Origin of the sequence: Streptomyces sp. NPDC059201 (genome assembly GCF_042754585.1) — a bacterium.
Classification (GTDB): domain Bacteria; phylum Actinomycetota; class Actinomycetes; order Streptomycetales; family Streptomycetaceae; genus Streptomyces.
On the sequence record NZ_JBHZBB010000013.1, the window covers coordinates 98099 to 115471 of the forward strand.

The 17373-nt window shown below is 74.1% G+C and carries 17 protein-coding genes; 8 read left to right on the top strand and 9 right to left on the bottom strand.

The genetic code is table 11. The features are described 5' to 3' along the window. The first annotated feature begins 1 nt into the window (after window position 1). Together ACFXMG_RS32970 and ACFXMG_RS32975 are read left to right on the top strand one after the other, a co-directional pair. Entirely contained in the window at window positions 2-646 is a 645-nt protein-coding gene (locus ACFXMG_RS32970; RefSeq protein WP_383827310.1) for a DUF305 domain-containing protein, read from the top strand. A 101-nt stretch (window positions 647-747) separates the two neighbouring features. After that, window positions 748-1641: a F510_1955 family glycosylhydrolase gene (locus ACFXMG_RS32975; RefSeq protein ID WP_383827313.1), complete on the top strand. Its 894-nt coding sequence runs from the start codon at window positions 748-750 to the stop codon at window positions 1639-1641. Between the two features lie 64 nt (window positions 1642-1705). On the opposite strand, the gene ACFXMG_RS32980 is transcribed toward ACFXMG_RS32975, so the two are convergent. Then, window positions 1706-3385 (bottom strand): amidohydrolase, encoded by a 1680-nt coding sequence (locus tag ACFXMG_RS32980; RefSeq protein WP_383827315.1) that lies wholly within the window; start codon window positions 3383-3385, stop codon window positions 1706-1708. A 75-nt stretch (window positions 3386-3460) separates the two neighbouring features. Next, entirely contained in the window at window positions 3461-4867 is a 1407-nt protein-coding gene (locus tag ACFXMG_RS32985) for a purine-cytosine permease family protein (RefSeq protein ID WP_383827318.1), read from the bottom strand. Window positions 4868-5050: 183 nt separating this feature from the next. On the opposite strand from ACFXMG_RS32985, the gene ACFXMG_RS32990 reads away from it, so the two are divergent. Continuing rightward, on the top strand, window positions 5051-5656 hold the full coding sequence (locus tag ACFXMG_RS32990) for a TetR/AcrR family transcriptional regulator (protein WP_383827321.1): 606 nt from the start codon (window positions 5051-5053) through the stop codon (window positions 5654-5656). Window positions 5657-5663: 7 nt separating this feature from the next. Here the strand turns inward: ACFXMG_RS32990 and ACFXMG_RS32995 are convergent, their stop codons facing one another. Both ACFXMG_RS32995 and ACFXMG_RS33000 read right to left on the bottom strand, forming a co-directional pair. Continuing rightward, window positions 5664-6521: a 3'-5' exonuclease gene (locus ACFXMG_RS32995; RefSeq protein WP_383827324.1), complete on the bottom strand. Its 858-nt coding sequence runs from the start codon at window positions 6519-6521 to the stop codon at window positions 5664-5666. After that, window positions 6518-8017, bottom strand: a complete 1500-nt coding sequence (locus tag ACFXMG_RS33000; RefSeq protein ID WP_383827326.1) for a dihydrolipoyl dehydrogenase family protein — start codon at window positions 8015-8017, stop codon at window positions 6518-6520. Before ACFXMG_RS33000 ends, ACFXMG_RS32995 begins: the two co-directional genes overlap by 4 nt. Before the next feature lie 112 nt (window positions 8018-8129). Here ACFXMG_RS33000 and trxA point away from each other — a divergent pair, with 112 nt between their 5' ends. Further along, window positions 8130-8516, top strand: a complete 387-nt coding sequence (trxA, locus tag ACFXMG_RS33005) for a thioredoxin (RefSeq protein ID WP_383827329.1) — start codon at window positions 8130-8132, stop codon at window positions 8514-8516. Between the two features lie 103 nt (window positions 8517-8619). Here trxA and ACFXMG_RS33010 read toward each other — a convergent pair whose 3' ends face one another. The 3 genes from ACFXMG_RS33010 to ACFXMG_RS33020 form a co-directional block, all read right to left on the bottom strand. Next, window positions 8620-9807, bottom strand: coding sequence for a thiolase family protein (locus ACFXMG_RS33010; RefSeq protein ID WP_383827331.1), 1188 nt, complete (start codon window positions 9805-9807; stop codon window positions 8620-8622). Window positions 9808-9962: 155 nt separating this feature from the next. Next, window positions 9963-10232 carry a hypothetical protein gene (locus ACFXMG_RS33015; RefSeq protein ID WP_383827334.1) on the bottom strand — a complete coding sequence of 90 codons (270 nt, stop codon included), beginning with the start codon at window positions 10230-10232 and terminating at the stop codon, window positions 9963-9965. Between the two features lie 119 nt (window positions 10233-10351). Continuing rightward, window positions 10352-11398, bottom strand: coding sequence for a LacI family DNA-binding transcriptional regulator (locus ACFXMG_RS33020; protein WP_383827337.1), 1047 nt, complete (start codon window positions 11396-11398; stop codon window positions 10352-10354). A gap of 156 nt (window positions 11399-11554) precedes the next feature. Between ACFXMG_RS33020 and ACFXMG_RS33025 the strand changes: the two genes are divergently transcribed. The 3 genes from ACFXMG_RS33025 to ACFXMG_RS33035 all read left to right on the top strand — a co-directional run bounded on the left by ACFXMG_RS33025 (window position 11555) and on the right by ACFXMG_RS33035 (window position 14660). Then, the gene (locus tag ACFXMG_RS33025) at window positions 11555-12850 is read left to right on the top strand and encodes an MFS transporter (RefSeq protein ID WP_383827340.1); all 1296 of its coding nucleotides are present in this window, start codon (window positions 11555-11557) and stop codon (window positions 12848-12850) included. A 90-nt stretch (window positions 12851-12940) separates the two neighbouring features. Beyond that, complete coding sequence (locus ACFXMG_RS33030) at window positions 12941-13144, top strand: hypothetical protein (protein ID WP_383827345.1); 204 nt, start codon at window positions 12941-12943, stop codon at window positions 13142-13144. A gap of 94 nt (window positions 13145-13238) precedes the next feature. Beyond that, the gene (locus ACFXMG_RS33035; protein ID WP_383827342.1) at window positions 13239-14660 is read left to right on the top strand and encodes a flotillin family protein; all 1422 of its coding nucleotides are present in this window, start codon (window positions 13239-13241) and stop codon (window positions 14658-14660) included. A 129-nt stretch (window positions 14661-14789) separates the two neighbouring features. On the opposite strand, the gene ACFXMG_RS33040 is transcribed toward ACFXMG_RS33035, so the two are convergent. Together ACFXMG_RS33040 and ACFXMG_RS33045 are read right to left on the bottom strand one after the other, a co-directional pair. Next, a complete protein-coding gene (locus ACFXMG_RS33040; RefSeq protein WP_383818340.1) occupies window positions 14790-14960 on the bottom strand; it encodes a hypothetical protein in 171 nt (56 codons plus the stop codon). Window positions 14961-15048: 88 nt separating this feature from the next. Beyond that, the gene (locus tag ACFXMG_RS33045; RefSeq protein WP_383818341.1) at window positions 15049-15891 is read right to left on the bottom strand and encodes a TIGR02452 family protein; all 843 of its coding nucleotides are present in this window, start codon (window positions 15889-15891) and stop codon (window positions 15049-15051) included. 212 nt (window positions 15892-16103) lie between these two features. Here ACFXMG_RS33045 and egtA point away from each other — a divergent pair, with 212 nt between their 5' ends. Further along, window positions 16104-17363 carry an ergothioneine biosynthesis glutamate--cysteine ligase EgtA gene (egtA, locus tag ACFXMG_RS33050; protein WP_383818343.1) on the top strand — a complete coding sequence of 420 codons (1260 nt, stop codon included), beginning with the start codon at window positions 16104-16106 and terminating at the stop codon, window positions 17361-17363. Window positions 17364-17373: the final 10 nt, after the last annotated feature.

Consider the following 17373-nt stretch of genomic DNA (forward strand, 5'->3'; position numbering starts at 1 on the left):
CATGCGTACTTTCCGCAAGCGCACCCCCCGTACCCTCGCCCTGGCCGGCGCCGTCACCGCGGCCGCCCTGCTCCTCGCCGCCTGCGGCGGGGACGACTCCATGAGCGGGATGGACCACGACGGTACGACCCCGTCGGCCACCTCCACGGCCTCCGCCCCCGCCTCCTCCTCGGCGACCTCCACGGCGACCTCCACGGCGTTCAACGACGCGGACGTGATGTTCGCGCAGATGATGATCCCCCACCACGAGCAGGCCCTGGAGATGGCGAAGCTCGCCGACGGGCGTGCTTCCGACGCCGGGGTCAAGGAGATCGTCGCCGCCGTCGAGAAGGCGCAGGACCCCGAGATCAAGAAGATGAAGGCGTGGCTGAAGGGGTGGGGCAAGCCCGAGTCCGCCGGGATGGGCCACTCGATGGCCGGGATGATGTCCGAGCAGGACATGAAGGACCTCGCCGCCGCGAAGGGCGAGGACTTCGACCGCACGTTCGCCGAGCTGATGATTGCCCACCACGAGGGAGCGGTGGAGATGGCGAAGGACGAGCAGAAGAACGGCCGGAACCCCGAGGCCAAGGCTCTGGCGGGTGAGGTCGTCCGCACCCAGGCCGCCGAGATCGCCGAGCTGAGGAAGATCCTCGGCCGCCTCTGAGCCGCGCCGGTGGCCTGATCGGGCCGGGCCCGCCCCCGTCTCCCCGGGGCGGCCCGGCCCCCCTCCGCGCTTTCCCTTTCCTCCCGGCGAACGAAAGAACGATGACCAAGCATCGCCTCCCCCGGGCCACGGCCGTCTCCGCGGCGACCGCCCTCGCACTCACCCTCACCCTCGCCCTGACCGCCTGCGCGCCGAGCCCGACCCCGGACACGGCCCCGGACACAGACCCGGGCTCCGCCCTCACCCACATCCACGGTCTCGGCCTGCACCGGGACACCCTGTACGTCGCCACCCACGAGGGGATCCACGCCCCCGGCGCCGGTGGCGCGCCCGTTCTCGTCGGCGACCGGCGGGACGACTTCATGGGCTTCACCATCGCCCGCGACGGCACCTTCCTGGCCAGCGGGCACCCCGCACCCGGCAGCGGCGGCCCCTCGGACCTCGGGCTCATCGCCTCGGCGGACTCGGGCCGCAGCTGGACGGAGAAGTCCCTCGGCGGTGAGGTCGACTTCCACGCCCTCGACACCGGGCCAGGCGGGATCGTGTACGGCTACGACAGCACGAACGGGCGGCTGCGGGTCACCCGTGACCAGGCCGTCTGGGAGGACCGGGCCGAGCTCCGGGCCCTCGACATCGCCGTCTCCCCGGCGTCCGCGGACACCGTGCTCGCCACCACCGAGAGCGGCGTCGCCCGCAGCACCGACGGAGGCAGGACCTTCTCGCCCGGGGCCGGGCGGGTCCTCGCGTACGTCTCCTGGGGCGCGCCCGACGCGCTCTACGGTGTCGGGCCTGACGGGGTCCTCTTCCGCTCCGGGGACGGCGGCGTCGCCTGGACCCGGGTCGGTGCCGTGCCCGGGGGCGGCCCGCAGGCGCTGACCGCCGTCGACGCGCGCCGGCTGCTCGTGGCCACGCGGGACGGGGTGTACGAGTCGCAGGACGCGGGCCGCTCCTTCGTACGCCGGATGGAGGTGACGTCCGGGGAGGACGGGCACTGAGCCCGGAGGCGTACCGGGACAGGCAGGGGGGCGCCCGGCGTACGGGCGCTCCCCTGCCCCGTACTCACACCGCCGCGACAGCCTCCGGGGCGGTCTCCGCCACGATCTCGCCGCCGACGACGACCGTCTCCGCGACGGTGCCGGGGATCTGCTCCGGGGCGATCCGCAGGATGTCCCGGGAGAGGACCACGAAGTCGGCGAGCTTGCCGACGGTGAGCGAACCCCGCTCGTGCTCCAGGAAGTTGGCGTACGCCGAGCCCATCGTGTAGCCCTCGACGGCCTCGGTGACGGTGATGGCCTGCTCCGCCGTCCAGGGCTCGCCGCCGGCGAGCGGGCGGCGGGTGACGGCCGCGTGGATGCCGACCATGGGGTCCATCTCGGCGACGTTCCAGTCGCTGGAGAGGGCGAGGACGGCTCCGGCGTCGCGCAGGTCGCGCAGCGGCCACGCCTTGTGCCAGCGCTCGGGGCCGACATTCTCGGCCCAGTCCTGGCCGGGTCCCGCGATGTCGGGGGCGGCGTGCCGGGGCTGCATGCAGGCGACGACGCCGAGGGCGGCGAAGCGCGGGGTGTCGTCGGGGTCGAGGCACTCGACGTGGACGACCTGGTGGCGGGCGTCGCGCGGGCCGTTGACGGCGCGGGCGTGGGCGACGGCGTCGAGGACGGTCCGGATGCCGCGGTCGCCGGTGGCGTGCACGAAGCACTGGAAGCCGCGGGCGTCGAGGCGGGCGAGCAGGTCCGCGAACTCCTCCGGCGGGTAGAAGGTGTCGCCCCGGTGGTGGGAGCAGCCCGCGTACGGCTCCAGGAGGGCGGCGGTGCGCGGCTCGACGACGTCGTCGATGTACAGCTTCAGCGGCCCGACGCGGAACCGGTCGTCGGCGTGCTCCCCCGCCGCCGCCTCGAACTCGTCGAGGTCGGCGTCGGTGGTGCCGCGCGGGTGGAAGAGGGCGGCGACGATCCGGGAGCGGAGTCGGCCCTCGGCACGCGCGCGCGTGAAGAGGGCGAGGTCGTCGAGGGAGTTCTGGGGTTCGACGACGGTGGTGATGCCGAAGCGGATGGCGTCGTCGAGGCTCTTGGCGAGGCGCCCGTACTGGCGGTCGGGCGAGGCCCACGGGACGCCGAGCTCGCGCAGGGCTCGGTGGCCCTCGCGGGAGAGGCCCTTGACGGCGAAGTCCTTGACGAAGCCGGTGGGCTCGCCGGTGGCGGGGTCGGTGACGGCGCGGCCGAAGGGCAGTTCGGTGTGGTCGCGGTCGACGCCGAGGAGGCGGAGGGCGGCGGTGTTGAGCCAGGCGGTGTGGACGTCGTAGCTGAGGACGACGGCGGGGGTGTCGCCGGTGGCGGGGTCGAGGTCGGCGGCGGTGGGCATGCGGCCGCCGGGGATCGCGGAGTAGTCGAACGCCTCGGCCTCGATCCAGGCGGCGTCGGGGTGGGCGGCGTGCCAGGTGCGCACGCGCGCGTGGATCTCGTCGAGGCTGCGGGCGCCGGCGAGCTGCACGCAGGCGTCGTCGGAGCCGAGCCGGACGTGGTTGTGGGCGTCGACGAAGCCGGGCAGGACGAGCCGCCCGCCGGCGTCCAGGACGCGGGTGTCGGGTCCGGTCCAGGCGGAGGCGTCCGCGTCGGCGCCGAGCCAGACGATCCGCCCGCCCCGTACCGCCATCGCCTCCGCCTCGGGCAGCGCGGGGTCGACGGTGTGGATGCGGGCGCCGGTGAGGAGGAGGTCGGCGGGGGCGGGGGTGGTGCCGTTCATGCGGGGTGCGTTCCTTGTCGTACGGGACGGGTGGGAGGGGTGGGGTGGGGTGGGAGGGGTGGAGGCGGGCTCGGGTCAGGTGGTGGCCGGGTGCGGGGTGGCGGTGCGGCGGGCCAGGAGGGCGTACACGAGTGCGGCGACGGGGGCGCCGAGGAGCGTGAGGTCGGCGCCGCCGAGCGGGGCGACGAGGGGGCCGGTCCAGAGGGCGGAGTCGCAGGTGAGGGCGGAGAAGAGGCCGCCGGCGAGGAGGGCGGCGGCGCCGGCGGGGTGCCAGCCGGCGCGGTACCAGTAGGCGCCGCCGGGGTCGGTGCGGTGGAGGGCCTCGGAGTCGTACCGGCAGCGGCGCAGCACCATGTCGGTGAGGAAGACGCCGCCCCAGGGGGCGAAGACGATGATCAGGAGGGAGAGGAAGGAGAGGAGGGAGGTGGTGAAGTCGGTGAGGAAGAGGGCGCCGAGGCAGCCCGCGGCGGTGACGGCGCCGCTCACGGCGAGGGCGCGGGTGCGGTTCCAGGGAATGCCGAGGACCTGGAGGTTGAGGCCGGAGGAGTACAGGGTGATGACGGAGTTGGTGACCGAGCCGCCGAGGACGAGGGCGAGGAAGACGGGCCGGAACCAGCCGGGCAGCAGGCCCTCGGCGCCGGCGACCGCGTCGGTCATGTCGGTCTGCGTGGCGGCGGCGACGCCCGCGACGCCGAGGGCGACCGAGGAGAGGAAGCCGCCGAGGGCGCCGCTGACGGTGACGGCCCGCAGGCTCGTGGTGCGGGGCAGGTAGCGGGTGTAGTCGGCGGGCATCGGGACGTACGAGAACGGGCCGGCCAGCATCACCACGAAGGCCAGGCTCCACCCGGCGGCGCCGGGCCCGGTCGCGGGGGCGGAGGTGTCGGCGCCCGGCACCAGGAGGACGACGAGGACGCCGAAGCCGACGGCGAGGACGTACGCCATCCAGCGCTCGGCGAACTGGACGGTGGCGTGGCCCCAGAAGGAGATCGAGAAGGTCAGGGCGAGCGTGACGGCGAGGGCGACGGCGCGGGGCAGCGGCCCGCCGGACCAGCCGAGGGCGGCGAGGAAGGCTTCCAGGGCGAGGGTGCCGACGACGGTGTTGACGACCGTGTAGCCGATGCTGACGATCCAGTTGAGCAGGCCGGCCGGGCGGTTGCCGCGGGGGCCGAAGGCGGCGCGGGAGAGCACGAGGGTGGCGGTGCCGGTGCGGACGCCGCCGAGGCCGGCGGCGCCGATCGCGAGGAAGGCGAGACCGCCGATCACGACGACGGCGGTGGCCTGCCAGAAGGAGAGTCCGAAGCCGACGGCGAGGGCGCCGTTGATGACGTAGGTGAAGGTGAGGTTCGAGCCGAACCAGACCCAGAAGACGTCCTTGGCGCTGCCGTGGCGCTCGGCGTCGGGGATCGGGTCGATGCCGTGCTCCTCGACCTGGAAGACCTCGTCCCGGGTGGCGGTCAACGGCGCCGTCTCGTGGTCGAGCACATCACGCTCCTCTGCTCACTGGATCTTGAATGATGTTCTAAGTTGTTGAATGGCATTCAAGATGAGTGAAAGGTTCCGGCCACGTCAAGACCTCGGCGGGAATCCGGCTAAGGTCGAGGTCGTACGAGGCCGCGTGGGGCCGTACGAGGCCGGGACCGGGGCGAGGAACGGGGTGGGGCGACGGTGGCAGGGGCGGCACGGCGGCGCGACGGGCACGTCACCCAGGAGCGGATGCTGGAGGAGGCCATGGCGGCGATCGCCGAGGACGGCCTCGCCTCCCTCACCATGTCCGCGCTGGCCGAACGGCTCGGCACCAGCGGCGGGCACATCTTGTACTACTTCGGATCCAAGGACCGGCTGCTGCTCGCCGCGCTGCGCTGGAGCGAGGCGGCGCTGACCGAGGAGCGCCGGGCGCTGCTCGCCCGCCGGACCAGCCCGGAGCGAAAGCTCGACGACTTCCTGCGGCTCTACCTGCCGCGCGGCCCGCGCGATCCGCGCTGGACGCTCTGGATCGAGCTCTGGGCCAGGACCGCCGGCAACCCCGAACTCCACGAGGCCCAGCAGGAGTTGGACGCCGACTGGCGGCGCGACCTGGAGTCCCTGCTCGCCGCCGGCGCGGCCCGCGGGCGCTTCGCCCCGCTCGACGCGGCGGCCCGCGCCTCCGAGCTCCTCGCCCTCCTGGACGGCCTGAGCACCCGCACCGTCCTCGGCGAGGACTCCGCCCCCGACTCCCGCCCCGCCCTGGACACCGCCCGCACCGCGGCGGCCCTGCTGATCCCCCGCGCCTGAGCCGCGCTCAGTCCCCCACCGGCTCCACGGGCTCCACCGGCTCGAACGGCCAGGCGGGCGCGTCGGGGTGCCGCTCCATCTGCTCCGCGTACCAGAGGACCTGCTCGGTGTGGAGCGCGGGCCGCGAGAGCCGCCCCACGGCCGGGTACGAGGCGGCGACCGCCTGCGCAACCAGCAGCGCGGCCCGCGCATCTGAGGCCGGGTCGCCGGGGTGCTCGTGCGGGACGCCGTACCACTCGGCGACGGCGGGCAGCGAACGCCCGCCGGGCCGGTAACGGTCGGCGTGCCGGTCGAGCACCAGCGGATCGCAGACCGGGGCGACGACGCCGTCCGGGAGACGGTCGGCGAGCGGAGCGAGGCCGTGACGGAGGAGCTCGGCGTGCAGGGTCGCCAGGACGTGTGGGGCGTACCAGACGACGAGGAGCTCGTGGCTCGCTAGGTGGTCGGTGAGGAGGGTGGCGAGGTCTTCGAGGGCTTGGGTGGGCGGGGTGGGCGGGGTGGCGTGGATTTCGGATCCAACATCCGTATCCGGGATATCGGATCCACGATCCGAATCCAAGATGTCGGATCCAAGATCCAGTACCCAGTCCCGCCCCGTCCCGTCGCTCCCCCGCACCGCCGCCGCCGTGATCCGGTCCCGTTCCGGGCGGTTCCCGGTGGATCCGATGTCCAAGGACAGCAGCCGGCGCCGGTGCCAGCCCGGGTGGTCGCCGGCCGGGGGTGGGCCCGGGGCCGGGGCGTGTTCGGGGTGGTGGACGTCCCAGCCGTGGGGGCCGTGGCGGAGGACCCCTACGCCCGCCGGGACCGGCTTGCCACAGTGGGCGCAGAGGGCGTCGTAGGCGTTGGGGCGTTCCTCGGGGGTCATGCCGGGTCGGCGCCGTCGCGGTATGCCTCCAGGAGACGGAGCCAGACCTCGCTGAGTGTGGGGTACGAGGGGACGGCGTGCCACAGGCGGGAGACGGGGACCTCGGCGGTGACGGCGACGGTGGCGGCGTGGAGGAGTTCGCCGACGGCGGGGCCGACGAAGGTGGCGCCGAGGAGGACCTCCCGGTCGAGGTCGACGACGAGCCGGGCGCGGCCTCGATAGCCGTGGGCGTAGAGGCCCGCGCCCGCGACCGAGCTCATCTCGACGTCGACCGCGCAGACCCGGTGTCCCGCGCGTTCGGCCTCGGCGAGGCTCAGGCCGACGGCGGCGGCCTCCGGGTCGCAGAAGACCACCTGCGGGACGGCGCCGTGGTCGGCGGTGGCCGCGTGCGGGCCCCAGGGCGCGGCGTCCGCCGCCGGGGTGCCGGAGGCGCGGGCGGCGATCGCGGCGCCGGCGATCCGGGCCTGGTACTTGCCCTGGTGGGTCAGGAGCGCCCGGTGGTTGACGTCGCCGACCGCGTAGAGCCAGTCGGTGCCGGTGACGCGGAGGCTGTCGTCGACGTCGAGCCAAGAGCCGGGTTCCAGGCCCACCGTCTCCAGGCCGATGTCCTCGGTGCGCGGGGCGCGGCCGGTGGCGAAGAGGACCTCGTCGCCCTCGACGGTGTCGCCGCCCTCCAGGACCACGGTGACGGGGCCGCTGCCGCCGTCCCGTACGACCGCCTCGACCGACACGCCGGTACGGATGTCGGCGCCGCGCGCCCGCAGGGCCTCGGTGACCCGCTCGCCCGCGAAGGGCTCCATCCTCGGCAGCAGCCCGCCGCCGCGTACCAGCATGGTCACGTGGGAGCCGAGGGCGTGCCACGCGGTCGCCATCTCGACGCCGACGACGCCTCCGCCGACCACGATCAGCCGGCCCGGCACCCGGTCGGCGCTGGTCGCCTCGCGGCTGGTCCAGGGGCGCGCGCCGGAGAGTCCGGGCAGCGGGGGCAGGACGGCGCGGGTGCCGGTGCAGACGGCCACCGCGTGCCGGGCGGTCAGGACGTGGTGCTCGCCCTCGGGGCCGTCGACGGTGACCCGGCGCGGCCCGGCCACGCGCGCGTGGCCGCGGAAGACGCGTACACCGATCGAGTCGAGCCAGTCGACCTGCCCGTCGTCCTTCCAGTGCCCCACGGTCTCGTCCCGGTGCGCGAAGACGTCCAGGGCGTCCAGGGGTCCGTACACCGCCTCGCGCAGGCCGGGGACCTTACGGGCGTCGGAGCGGGCGAGGACCGGTCGGAGCAGGGCCTTGCTGGGCATGCAGGCCCAGTACGAGCACTCGCCGCCGAGCAGTTCGGTCTCCACGATCGCGGCGGTCAGACCGGCCGCCCGCACCCGGTCGACGACGTTCTCGCCGACCGGTCCCGCGCCCAGGACCACCACGTCGTACTCGTATCCGTGCTCATGCCCGTGCTCGTGCTCGTGCTCGGATCCGTGCTCGTTCTCCACCGTTCGCGTCATGGGGACCAGTCTGGTCGGTGGGGGCCGGAATAGCGCGGCTCGATAGGCCGTTGTGCGGGGCGAGTCCCCAGGGGACCGTGAGGACACCACCGGAGACCGGAAAGGCGGAAGCATGAGCACCATCGAGCTCACCAAGGACAACTTCGACGAGGTCGTGAGCGGGAACGACTTCGTCCTGATCGACTTCTGGGCTTCCTGGTGCGGACCCTGCCGTCAGTTCGGCCCCGTGTACGAGGCCGCGTCCGAGCGGCACCAGGACCTGGTCTTCGCCAAGGTCGACACCGAGGCGCAGACGGAGCTGGCGGCCGCCTTCGATATCCGGTCGATCCCGACGCTGATGATCGTCCGGGAGAACGTGGCGATCTTCGCGCAGCCCGGCGCGCTGCCGGAGGCCGCGCTGGAGGACGTCATCGGCCAGGCCAGGAAGCTGGACATGGACGAGGTCCGCAAGTCCGTCGCGGAGCAGCAGGCGGGACAGGCCGGTCAGCAGGCCGAGTGACCCGGGCGCCCCGCGTACGGTGAGAGCCCCCGCTCCGGCGGGGGCTCACCCGTGTCCGGGCCCCTACGACGCTTCCGCACTTCCTTACGGCGCTCCCGCGCGGTCAGCGTTCCAGGACCAGCGCCAGGCCCTGGCCGACGCCGATGCAGAGGGCCGCGAGGCCCGTGCCGGAGCCGGCGGCGGCGAGCTGGTGGGCGACCGAGCCGGCCAGGCGGGCGCCGGAGGCGCCGAGCGGGTGGCCGAGAGCGATGGCTCCGCCGCGCGGGTTCACGATCGTGGGGTCGAGTTCCGGCCACTCCGCGAGGCAGCCGAGGGCCTGGGCGGCGAACGCCTCGTTGAGCTCGAAGGTCGTCAGGTCGGCGAAGGAGCGGTCGGCCTTGGCCAGGGCGCGGCGGACGGCGGCCACCGGGCCGAGGCCGAAGAGCTGGGGCTCGATGCCGGTGACGGCGGAGGCGCGGATCCGGGCGAGCGGCTCCCGGCCGGTCTCGCGGAGCCCGTCCTCGTCGACGAGGAGGAGGGCGGCTGCCCCGTCGTTGAGCGGGGAGGCGTTGCCCGCGGTGACGGTGCCGCCGTCGGGCCGGAAGGCCGGCTTGAGGCGGGCCAGCGCCTCCAGGGAGGTGTTCTCGCGGACGCACTCGTCGCGGTGGAGCTCCACGCCCGGGTACGGGACGACCTCGCCGTCGTACAGGCCCTTGGCCCATGCCTCGGCGGCCTTGCGGTGGCTGTCGAGGGCGAAGGCGTCCTGGCGGTCGCGGCCGAGGGCGTGCCGGTCGGCGACGAGTTCGGCGCCCTCGCCGAGGGCGACGGTCCACTCGGCGGGCATCCGCGGGTTGGTCATGCGCCAGCCGAGGGTGGTCGAGTAGAGCTGCTGGTGGCCCGCGGGGAAGGCGCGCTCGGGCTTCTGGAGCACCCAGGGGGCGCGGGACATGGACTCGACGCCGCCGGCGATGGCGACGGAGGCGTCGCCGAGGGCGACGGCGCGGGCTGCCTGGATGACGGCTTCCAGGCCGGAGCCGCAGAGCCGGTTGACGGTGACGCCGGGGACGGTGACGGGGAGTCCGGCGAGCAGGACGGCCATGCGGGCCACGTCGCGGTTGTCCTCGCCGGCGCCGTTGGCGTCGCCGAAGTAGACGTCGTCGACGAGGGCCGGGTCGAGGTCGGGGGTGCGGTCGACGAGGGTCTTGACGACATGGGCCGCGAGGTCGTCCGGCCGTACGGAGGCGAGGGCGCCGCCGAACTTCCCGATGGGGGTGCGGACGGCGTCGACGATGTACACGTCGCGGATGCTCATCGGATCTCTCCCGGGTGACCGGCGGACGACTCTGTTCGCCTGGTGAAACAAGTTTCGTGCTGGTGCGCGCGCAGAGTCTGGGCCCGCCGGTCCGCCGTGTCAACGGTCCGCCGTGTCAACGGCCCCCGGGGTCCCCGGGGGCCCGGGCGGGCGGTTCAGGGCGCGGGTACGTCCCGGACGAGCGCGACCAGGCCGTAGTCGAGCTCGCGCCCGTCCACGAGCAGGGCCTCCACGGTGCGCGTCTCCGGGTCGACGTCGGCGATGACTCCGTGCCCCTCGTAGATGGGGTACCCGGACGCGCCGCGCCGCCCGGTCAGCTCCACCACGGCCGACCGGACCGCGCTGTCGGCGACGGCGGCGCCGCCCCGGTCCTCGACGTGCGCGGGCACCAGCAGGATCTCGTAACGCTTCGGGTGAGTGCTCATGTCCCGACGCTAAGCGCTGGACCGGGCTCCCGCCGGGTGGCGGGCCACCTCGACGCGGCCCAGCTCGGCCCGGCCCCGCCCGACACGGCCCAGCCCGGCACGACCCGGCCCGACACCGCTCAGCTCGACTCGCGCCGGATCACGCGCGAGTCCAGGAGGGGGCGGGTACCCGTGCCGTCGGCGGTGCCGTTCACGGCGCTGTCGACCAGCTCGGCCAGTTCTCCGCCCTGGAGCAGGTCGATGCGTACGGTGCTGAGCCGCGGGCGCAGGAGCCGGCCGAGGAGGAGGTCGTCGGCGCCGACGACGGCGGTGTCCTCGGGGACGGCGGTGCCCGCGTCCTGGAGGGCGCGCATGAGGAGCATGGCGTACTCGTCGTTGTAGGCGAAGACGCCGTCGAGCCCGAGTTCGGGCCAGCGCCCGGCCAGCTCCCCGGCGGACTCCTCGGTGTACGCGAGGGGCAGGGGTACGACGGTGGCGCCGGCGGTCCCGGCGGCGGCGCGGGCGCCCTCCAGGCGGGGTCCGGAGAACATGCCGAGGCCCGGCTCCTCGGGCACGACGACGCCGATCCGGCGGCGGCCGGTCGCGATCAGGTGCTCGGCGGCGGCCCGGCCGACCCCCGGCTGGTCGAGGACGAGGGAGTGGGCGCCCTCGGTGTCCCGGGTCCCGACGGTGAAGACGGCCTTGACGCCGGAGCGCCGCAGGATCTCCACGGCGCCGGGCGTCACCTCCACCTCGCCCATCGAGACCACGGCGGCGGGGCGCAGCTCGGCCCAGGCGCGGGCGGCGTCCTCGGGGGCGAGGCCGACGCTGCCGTACTGGACGACGGTGTAGTCGAGGCGGCGCAGGGCCCACTGGAGGTCGTTGAGGAAGCGGTTGTAGAGGGGGCCGACGGGGACGTGGGCGGTGGGCAGCAGCACCATCCTGCTGTGGCCGGCGCGCAGGGTGCGGGCGGCCGCGTGGGGGACGTATCCCAGTTCGCGGGCCGCCTCGCGGACCCGTTCGCGGGTCGGTTCGCTGATGCGGACGGCCGAGGTGTTGTTGAGGACGTAGCTGACGGTGGCCCGGGAGACGCCCGCGAGGCGCGCCACGTCGGCGCTGGTCGGCACGGCGCGGGCGGGGGTGCGGCCCGGGGTGCCGTCGGCGGGCTGTTCGATCGACTGACTCATCGCTTCGGCATCTTTCCAGAACAATCCGGCGCAGGGCCTGGCGGATGGCCGGATATGAGTGCTACACAATGCTGACACGCGTCACTGACACGTGTCACTACCCCGAAATCATCCACTTCGCGCCCCCTCATCGGGCGTTCTCCCCTGGAGGGCATCGTGGCCCTTTCCTCCCCCGGGACCGGAGCCGGTACGGGCTCCGCCTCCGCCGCCGGCCCCGACTCCACCGGCACCGGCACCCCTGGCCCCGGCTCCCCCGCCGCCCGGCCCACGCGCGGGCTCCTTCCGCTGCTGCTCCTCGGCAACAGCGCGATGTACGCGCTCTACATCGGTGTGGCGGGCATGCTGCTCGCGCTCCAGATCGAGGCGATCGACCCGGCCGAGAAGGTGGCCAACTTCGGTCTCGTCGCCGGTATATCCGCGATCTTCGCGACCGTCTTCAACCCGGTCGCGGGGGCGCTCTCCGACCGCTCCGGGCGGCGCAACCCGTGGATCCTGGCCGGCGGTCTGCTCGCGGTGCCGGTGATGCTGCTGCTCGGCAGCGTGCACACGATCCTGCTGGTGACCATCGCCTGGTGTCTCGGGCAGGCGGTGATGAACGTCTACCAGGCGGCGATCACCTCCGTGGTGCCCGACCGGGTCCCGCTCGCCTCGCGCGGCAAGGCGTCGGCGGCCGTCGGCCTCGGGCTGCCGATCGGCTCCACCATCGGCGCCCTGGTCGGCGCCGCCTTCTCCGAGGACTACCGGACCGGATACCTGGTCTTCGGCGCGATCATCGCGGTGACCTCGGTCGTCTTCACCGCCTGCGCCCGCGAGCAGCGGATGCCGGCCAAGCCGCCGCTGCCGGTCAAGGCGCAGGTCGCCGCCTTCGGCAGCGCGCTCAAGGACCACGACTTCCGCTGGGCGTTCATCGGGCGGGCGCTGCTCGTGCTCGGCTACTTCGCGGTGTCGGGGTTCCAGCTCTACATCCTCAAGGACCACACCGACCTGCCGGCCGGGCTCTCGGCGGAGGAGGCCGTCGCCATCCTCATGCCGGTCAACTCCGTGGCCATGGTGGTCTCCACGGTCCTCGGCGGCTGGCTGTCGGACCGCTTCGACCGCCGCAAGCTCTTCGTCGGCGCGTCCGCCGGACTTGCCGCCGTCGCCCTGCTCATCCCGGCGCTCTCGACGAGCTGGACGGCGATGCTCGCCTTCTCGATCGTCAACGGCCTCGGTTTCGGCTGCTACATGGCGGTGGACACGGCTCTGGTGACCATGGTGCTGCCGAAGGCGGAGGACGCGGCCCGCGACATGGGCGTCCTGAACGTGGCCAACGCCGGCCCGCAGATCGTGGCGCCCTTCGTCGCCTCCGCGGTGGTCTCGATCGGCGGCGGCTACACGCCCCTCTTCCTCGTCGCGGCCGTCCTGTCGGTCCTGGGCGCGCTCGCGGTCCGGCCGATCCGCTCGGTGCGCTGATCACCGGAATCCGCCGCGGCTGCCCAACCCTCTCCGGACGAGCGGGTTCTGACGTACCGTTCGGTCATGGACGAGTCTGTGGACAGCTCGATGATCGGACTGCTCGGCCGCGTGACCGGGACGATCGGGCCCGGACTCGTCGGCGAGGTGATCCTGCGGATCCGGGGCGGAGCCGAGCACTTCCTCGCGTACGCAGCGTCGCCGAAGGAGCGGATCGGGGTCGGCACACTGGTGACCGTCGTGGAACACCTCCCTCCGCGCACCGTCTATGTCACAGCCGTGTACGACGTCTGACACGACGTCCGGCGGGACGGTTGAGCGCCGCCCGTCCCGGGCGCACACTCCCTTCACCGGGTCCGCACGGCTCCGGTGAAGGGGGACACAGCCCATGGGCATCGGCATGGTGGCGGGCGCCGTCGTCGGCGCGTTCGTCGTCCTGATCGTCCTGTTCAAGATGATGTGGCGCGTCGCCGAACCCAACGAGGCGCTCATCATCTCCGGTTCGAACCACAAGAACGAGGGCCTCGGCGACGGCATGGGGTTCCGGATCGTCACCGGGCGCGGCACCCTCGTGGTGCCCGGCGTGCAGGCGGTGCGGAAGCTGTCGCTGGACCTCAACGAGACCCAGCTGTCCGTCGAGTGCGTCACCCACCAGGGCATTCCGCTCAAGGTCCGCGGTGTGGTGATCTTCAAGGTGGGCGACGACTTCGTGTCGATCGCCAACGCGGCCCGCCGCTTCCTCGACCAGCAGAAGCTGATGAGCGAGCGGGTGCACATCGTCTTCGCCGGTCATCTCCGCGCCATCGTCGGCGGGTTGACCGTGGAGGACATGATCCGTGACCGGGAGAAGCTGACCGGGCAGGCGCGTTCGGCCTGTGGCACGGAGATGGAGAAGCTCGGTCTGATCGTCGACTCGCTCCAGATCCACGAGATCGAGGACCCGACCGGCTACATCAAGAACCTCGCCGCGCCGCACGCGGCCGCCGTCCAGCGCGACGCCCGGATCGCGCAGGCGGAGGCCAACCGGCGGGCGACCGAGGCCGAACAGCAGGCGGCGGCCCGGATGTCGGAGGCGACCCGCGACAGCGAGATCCTCCAGGCCGGCTACCAGGCCGAGCGGGACCAGGCCAGCGCCCGGGCCCGGCAGGCCGGTCCGCTCGCCGAGGCCGCCTCCCGCCAGGAGGTGGTCGTCCAGGAGACCCGGGTCGCCGAGCTGGAGGGACACCGCAAGGAGCAGCAGCTCCAGGCGGAGGTCCGCAAGCCGGCCGACGCGATGGCGTACGAGACGCGGACGCTGGCCGAGGCCGAGCGCGACGCCCGGATCTCGGCCGCCGAGGCCAAGGCGCGGGAGACCGAGCTGGCGAGCGCGGCGACGGCGACGGCCACCCGGGTCACCGGTGAGGCCGAGGCCGCGGCGGCGCACGCCAAGGGGCTCGCGGTGGCCGAGGCCACCCGGGCCAAGGGCCTGGCCGAGGCCGAGGCGATCAAGGCGCGGGCGGCGGCCCTCGCGGAGAACCAGGAGGCCGTGGTCGCGCAGCAGCTCGCCGAGAGGTGGCCGGAGATCGTCGAGGCCGGCGCCTCCGCCTTCGGGAACGTGGACCAGATGGTCCTGCTGAACGGCGCGGACGGCATGGCGGAGATGTTCGCCAAGGCGCTCACCATGGGCGGGACCGGGCTCGGCCTCGCCCGTCAGCTGCTCGCCTCGATGGGCCCGAACGGCGAGGGCCGGCCGGCCGCCGCCGTACCGGCCGCGCGGGGCGGGGACGGGGAGGTGACGACGGTCGAGATCACCGTCGGCGACGACGCGTGAGGTGAGTCCGGGACGTGCGCGAGCCGGGGCCCGGCGCCGTGATGGCGCCGGGCCCCGGCCCGTTCCCCGCTCTCCCCGCGGTCCCCGTCTCCCGGTCTCCCCCGGGATGTCGCGGTCCCCGTCTCCCGGTCAGTTGTGGCCGAACTTGCGTTCCCGGCGGTGGGACGCCGTCTCGATGACGGGTCGCGGCGACTCGCTCGCGGAGGTGGCGCCGCCCTTCTCCTTGGGAGTCGCCGCCTCGCGGTGCTCGTGACCGCCCGAACGGGCGCCCTTGTTCACCCGGGTCTGTTTCCTGCCCACGATGCTGCCTCCCGTACGACGACTCGCCGCCGCGTCTCGGACGCGGGTTGCTGTGCCTTCAGGCTCGCACGGAGGTACGAAGCACGCATTACGTGACAGATCGGGCTGTCTGGGCGAGGACCCGCCGGAAGGCGGCGAGGGTCGGGGTCCCGGAGGCGCGGTCCAGGACGGCGAAGACGACCTCGTCGAAGTGGCCGGCGAACCGTCCGTCACCGGTCAGCAGCGCTCCGAAGGCACCGGCCACGTCGGCCGGGTCGTTGCGGAAGACGCCGCAGCCCCAGGCGCCGAGGACGATCCGGCGGTACCCCTCGGCGACGGCCGTCTCCAGGACCCGCTCGGCGCGGGAGGCCAGGGCGGCGGGCAGCAGGTGGGCCCGCTCGGGGGCGCTGCGGCGGACGACGCCGGCGTTGGGGGCGGGCGAGGTCAGGAAGCCGACGGTGAAGGGGGCGGCGAGCAGGGCGCCGCGGTCGTCGCGGAAGACCGGGACCCGGGGCGAGTGGATCACCCGGTCGGTGTAGAAGGTGTCCCGGTCGCTCCGGTGGTGCTCGTAGTACGCGGGGGCGCGGAGCAGGGTGGCGTGGAGCGCGGAGGAGCGGCAGAGCGCCTCCTCCTGTGCCTGGGCCCCGTTGAGGTAGCCGCCGCCGGGGTTGCGGGCGGAGGCGAAGTTCAGGACGGCGACCGGGCCGCCGGGGTCGGCGGCGGTCATCCGGCCGGCGGCGGCGAGGCTGCTCTCGCCGGTGACGTCGATCCGGCCGGCGCGGCCGGTTCCGGGGGTGACGGGGACGGGCTCGGGGCCGTACAGACGGGTTCCGGCCAGGGCGGCCGCGAGGTCCTCGCGGAGGGAGACGGTCCGCCCGTCGGGGGCGGCGTAGGAGCCCGCGGCGACGATCGCCTCGGTCTGCCGCGCGATCTCGCGCAGTCGTGCACTCATGCCCTGAGGATGATCGTTTCAGCGTGTCCGGGACAAACGGTTTTCCCTCGCCCCGGTCACCGTGGGCCCGAGGGGCGTTTTACGGACGTTCGGGGGCACAGGGGGCGCGCGTGGGGGCGCCGAGGCGCTCTTGCACGCCGCCCGGCGGTGGCTTTAGGTGGAAGGCAGCGGCTTCCCGAACGGTTCCGCGACCAGCACCTGGAGGTGCACGGATGGCGCCCAGCGGTACCCCGCGCGGCGGGCCGCCCCTCACCGAGGAGGCGGCGGAAGACCTGTTGCGCTGCATCTGTTTCAAGACCGGCCCGCCCCGGACCGTCGGCGCGGAGCTGGAGTGGCTCGTCCACGATCTGCGCGACCCCAGGGAGCCGGTGCGTCCGCCCCGCCTCGCGGCCGCGCTCGACACCGTACGGTCCCTGCCGCTGGTGTCGTCGCTCACCTTCGAACCCGGCGGGCAGCTGGAGCTCAGCTCGCTCCCGGCCGGCTCCCTGATGGAGTGCCTCGACTCGCTCTCCTCCGACCTGACGGCGGTGCGCGGGGCGCTCGGTCCGCTCGGTCTGACGCTGAGCGGGTACGGGGTCGACCCCTGGCACGCGCCGCGCGAACGGGTGCTGCGCGAGCCGCGGTACGACGCGATGGAGGTCGCGCTGGGCCGGACGGGTCCCTCCGGCCGGGCCATGATGTGCGAGTCGGCCTCGGTCCAGGTCTGCCTGGACGCGGGGTTCGAGGAGCCGGGCCCGCTCGGCTATCTGCGCCGCTGGGAGCTGGCGCACCTCTTCGGCGCGGTGCTCGTGGCGGTCTTCGCCAACTCGCCGCAGCACGGCGGGCGCCGCACCGGATGGCGCTCCACCCGGCAGGCGCTGTGGGCCGACCTCGACCCCGTACGGGCGCTGGCTCCGCCGGCGGACGGGGACCCGCGCCGGGAGTGGACCGCGCACGTCCTGGACACGCCGGTGCTGTGCGTGCGCGCCGAGGAGGGCCCGTGGCTGGTGCCGGAGGGGCTGACCTTCCGGGAGTGGCTGCGGACGGGCCTGCCCCGGCCGGCCGACGCCGAGGACCTGCGGTACCACATGACGACGCTCTTCCCCCCGGTCCGGCCGCGCGGCCACCTGGAGCTGCGGATGATCGACGCGCAGCCGGGCGCCGACGGCTGGATGGTGCCGGTGGCGGTGACGAGCGCGGTCTTCGAGGACGCGGAGGCGGCCGAGGCGGTGTACCGGGCGGTACGGCCGCTGGCGGAGCTGGCCGGGCCGGAACGCGCGCCCCGCAGCCCGCTGTGGATCCGCGCGGCCCGGGACGGGCTCGCCGATCCGGTGCTGCACGCGGCGGCGGTCGAGGTCTTCGCCGCCGCCCGGCCCGCGCTGCGCCGGATCGGCGCGAGCGAGCGGGTGCGGAAGGCCGTCGACGCCTTCCGGGAACGGTACGTGGAACCCGGGGGCTGCCCGGCCGACGAGCTCCAGGTGATGACCTCATGACGGGTGACGA

Bases quoted from the DNA above. Each gene is read 5' to 3' on its own strand.
- ACFXMG_RS32970 (WP_383827310.1), top strand. From the start codon at position 2: ATGCGTACTTTCCGCAAGCGCACCCCCCGTACCCTCGCCCTGGCCGGC.
- ACFXMG_RS32975 (WP_383827313.1), top strand. From the start codon at position 748: ATGACCAAGCATCGCCTCCCCCGGGCCACGGCCGTCTCCGCGGCGACC.
- ACFXMG_RS32980 (WP_383827315.1), bottom strand. From the start codon at position 3,385: ATGAACGGCACCACCCCCGCCCCCGCCGACCTCCTCCTCACCGGCGCC.
- ACFXMG_RS32995 (WP_383827324.1), bottom strand. From the start codon at position 6,521: ATGACCCCCGAGGAACGCCCCAACGCCTACGACGCCCTCTGCGCCCAC.
- ACFXMG_RS33000 (WP_383827326.1), bottom strand. From the start codon at position 8,017: ATGACGCGAACGGTGGAGAACGAGCACGGATCCGAGCACGAGCACGAG.
- trxA (WP_383827329.1), top strand. From the start codon at position 8,130: ATGAGCACCATCGAGCTCACCAAGGACAACTTCGACGAGGTCGTGAGC.
- ACFXMG_RS33010 (WP_383827331.1), bottom strand. From the start codon at position 9,807: ATGAGCATCCGCGACGTGTACATCGTCGACGCCGTCCGCACCCCCATC.
- ACFXMG_RS33015 (WP_383827334.1), bottom strand. From the start codon at position 10,232: ATGAGCACTCACCCGAAGCGTTACGAGATCCTGCTGGTGCCCGCGCAC.
- ACFXMG_RS33020 (WP_383827337.1), bottom strand. From the start codon at position 11,398: ATGAGTCAGTCGATCGAACAGCCCGCCGACGGCACCCCGGGCCGCACC.
- ACFXMG_RS33030 (WP_383827345.1), top strand. From the start codon at position 12,941: ATGATCGGACTGCTCGGCCGCGTGACCGGGACGATCGGGCCCGGACTC.
- ACFXMG_RS33035 (WP_383827342.1), top strand. From the start codon at position 13,239: ATGGGCATCGGCATGGTGGCGGGCGCCGTCGTCGGCGCGTTCGTCGTC.
- ACFXMG_RS33045 (WP_383818341.1), bottom strand. From the start codon at position 15,891: ATGAGTGCACGACTGCGCGAGATCGCGCGGCAGACCGAGGCGATCGTC.
- egtA (WP_383818343.1), top strand. From the start codon at position 16,104: ATGGCGCCCAGCGGTACCCCGCGCGGCGGGCCGCCCCTCACCGAGGAG.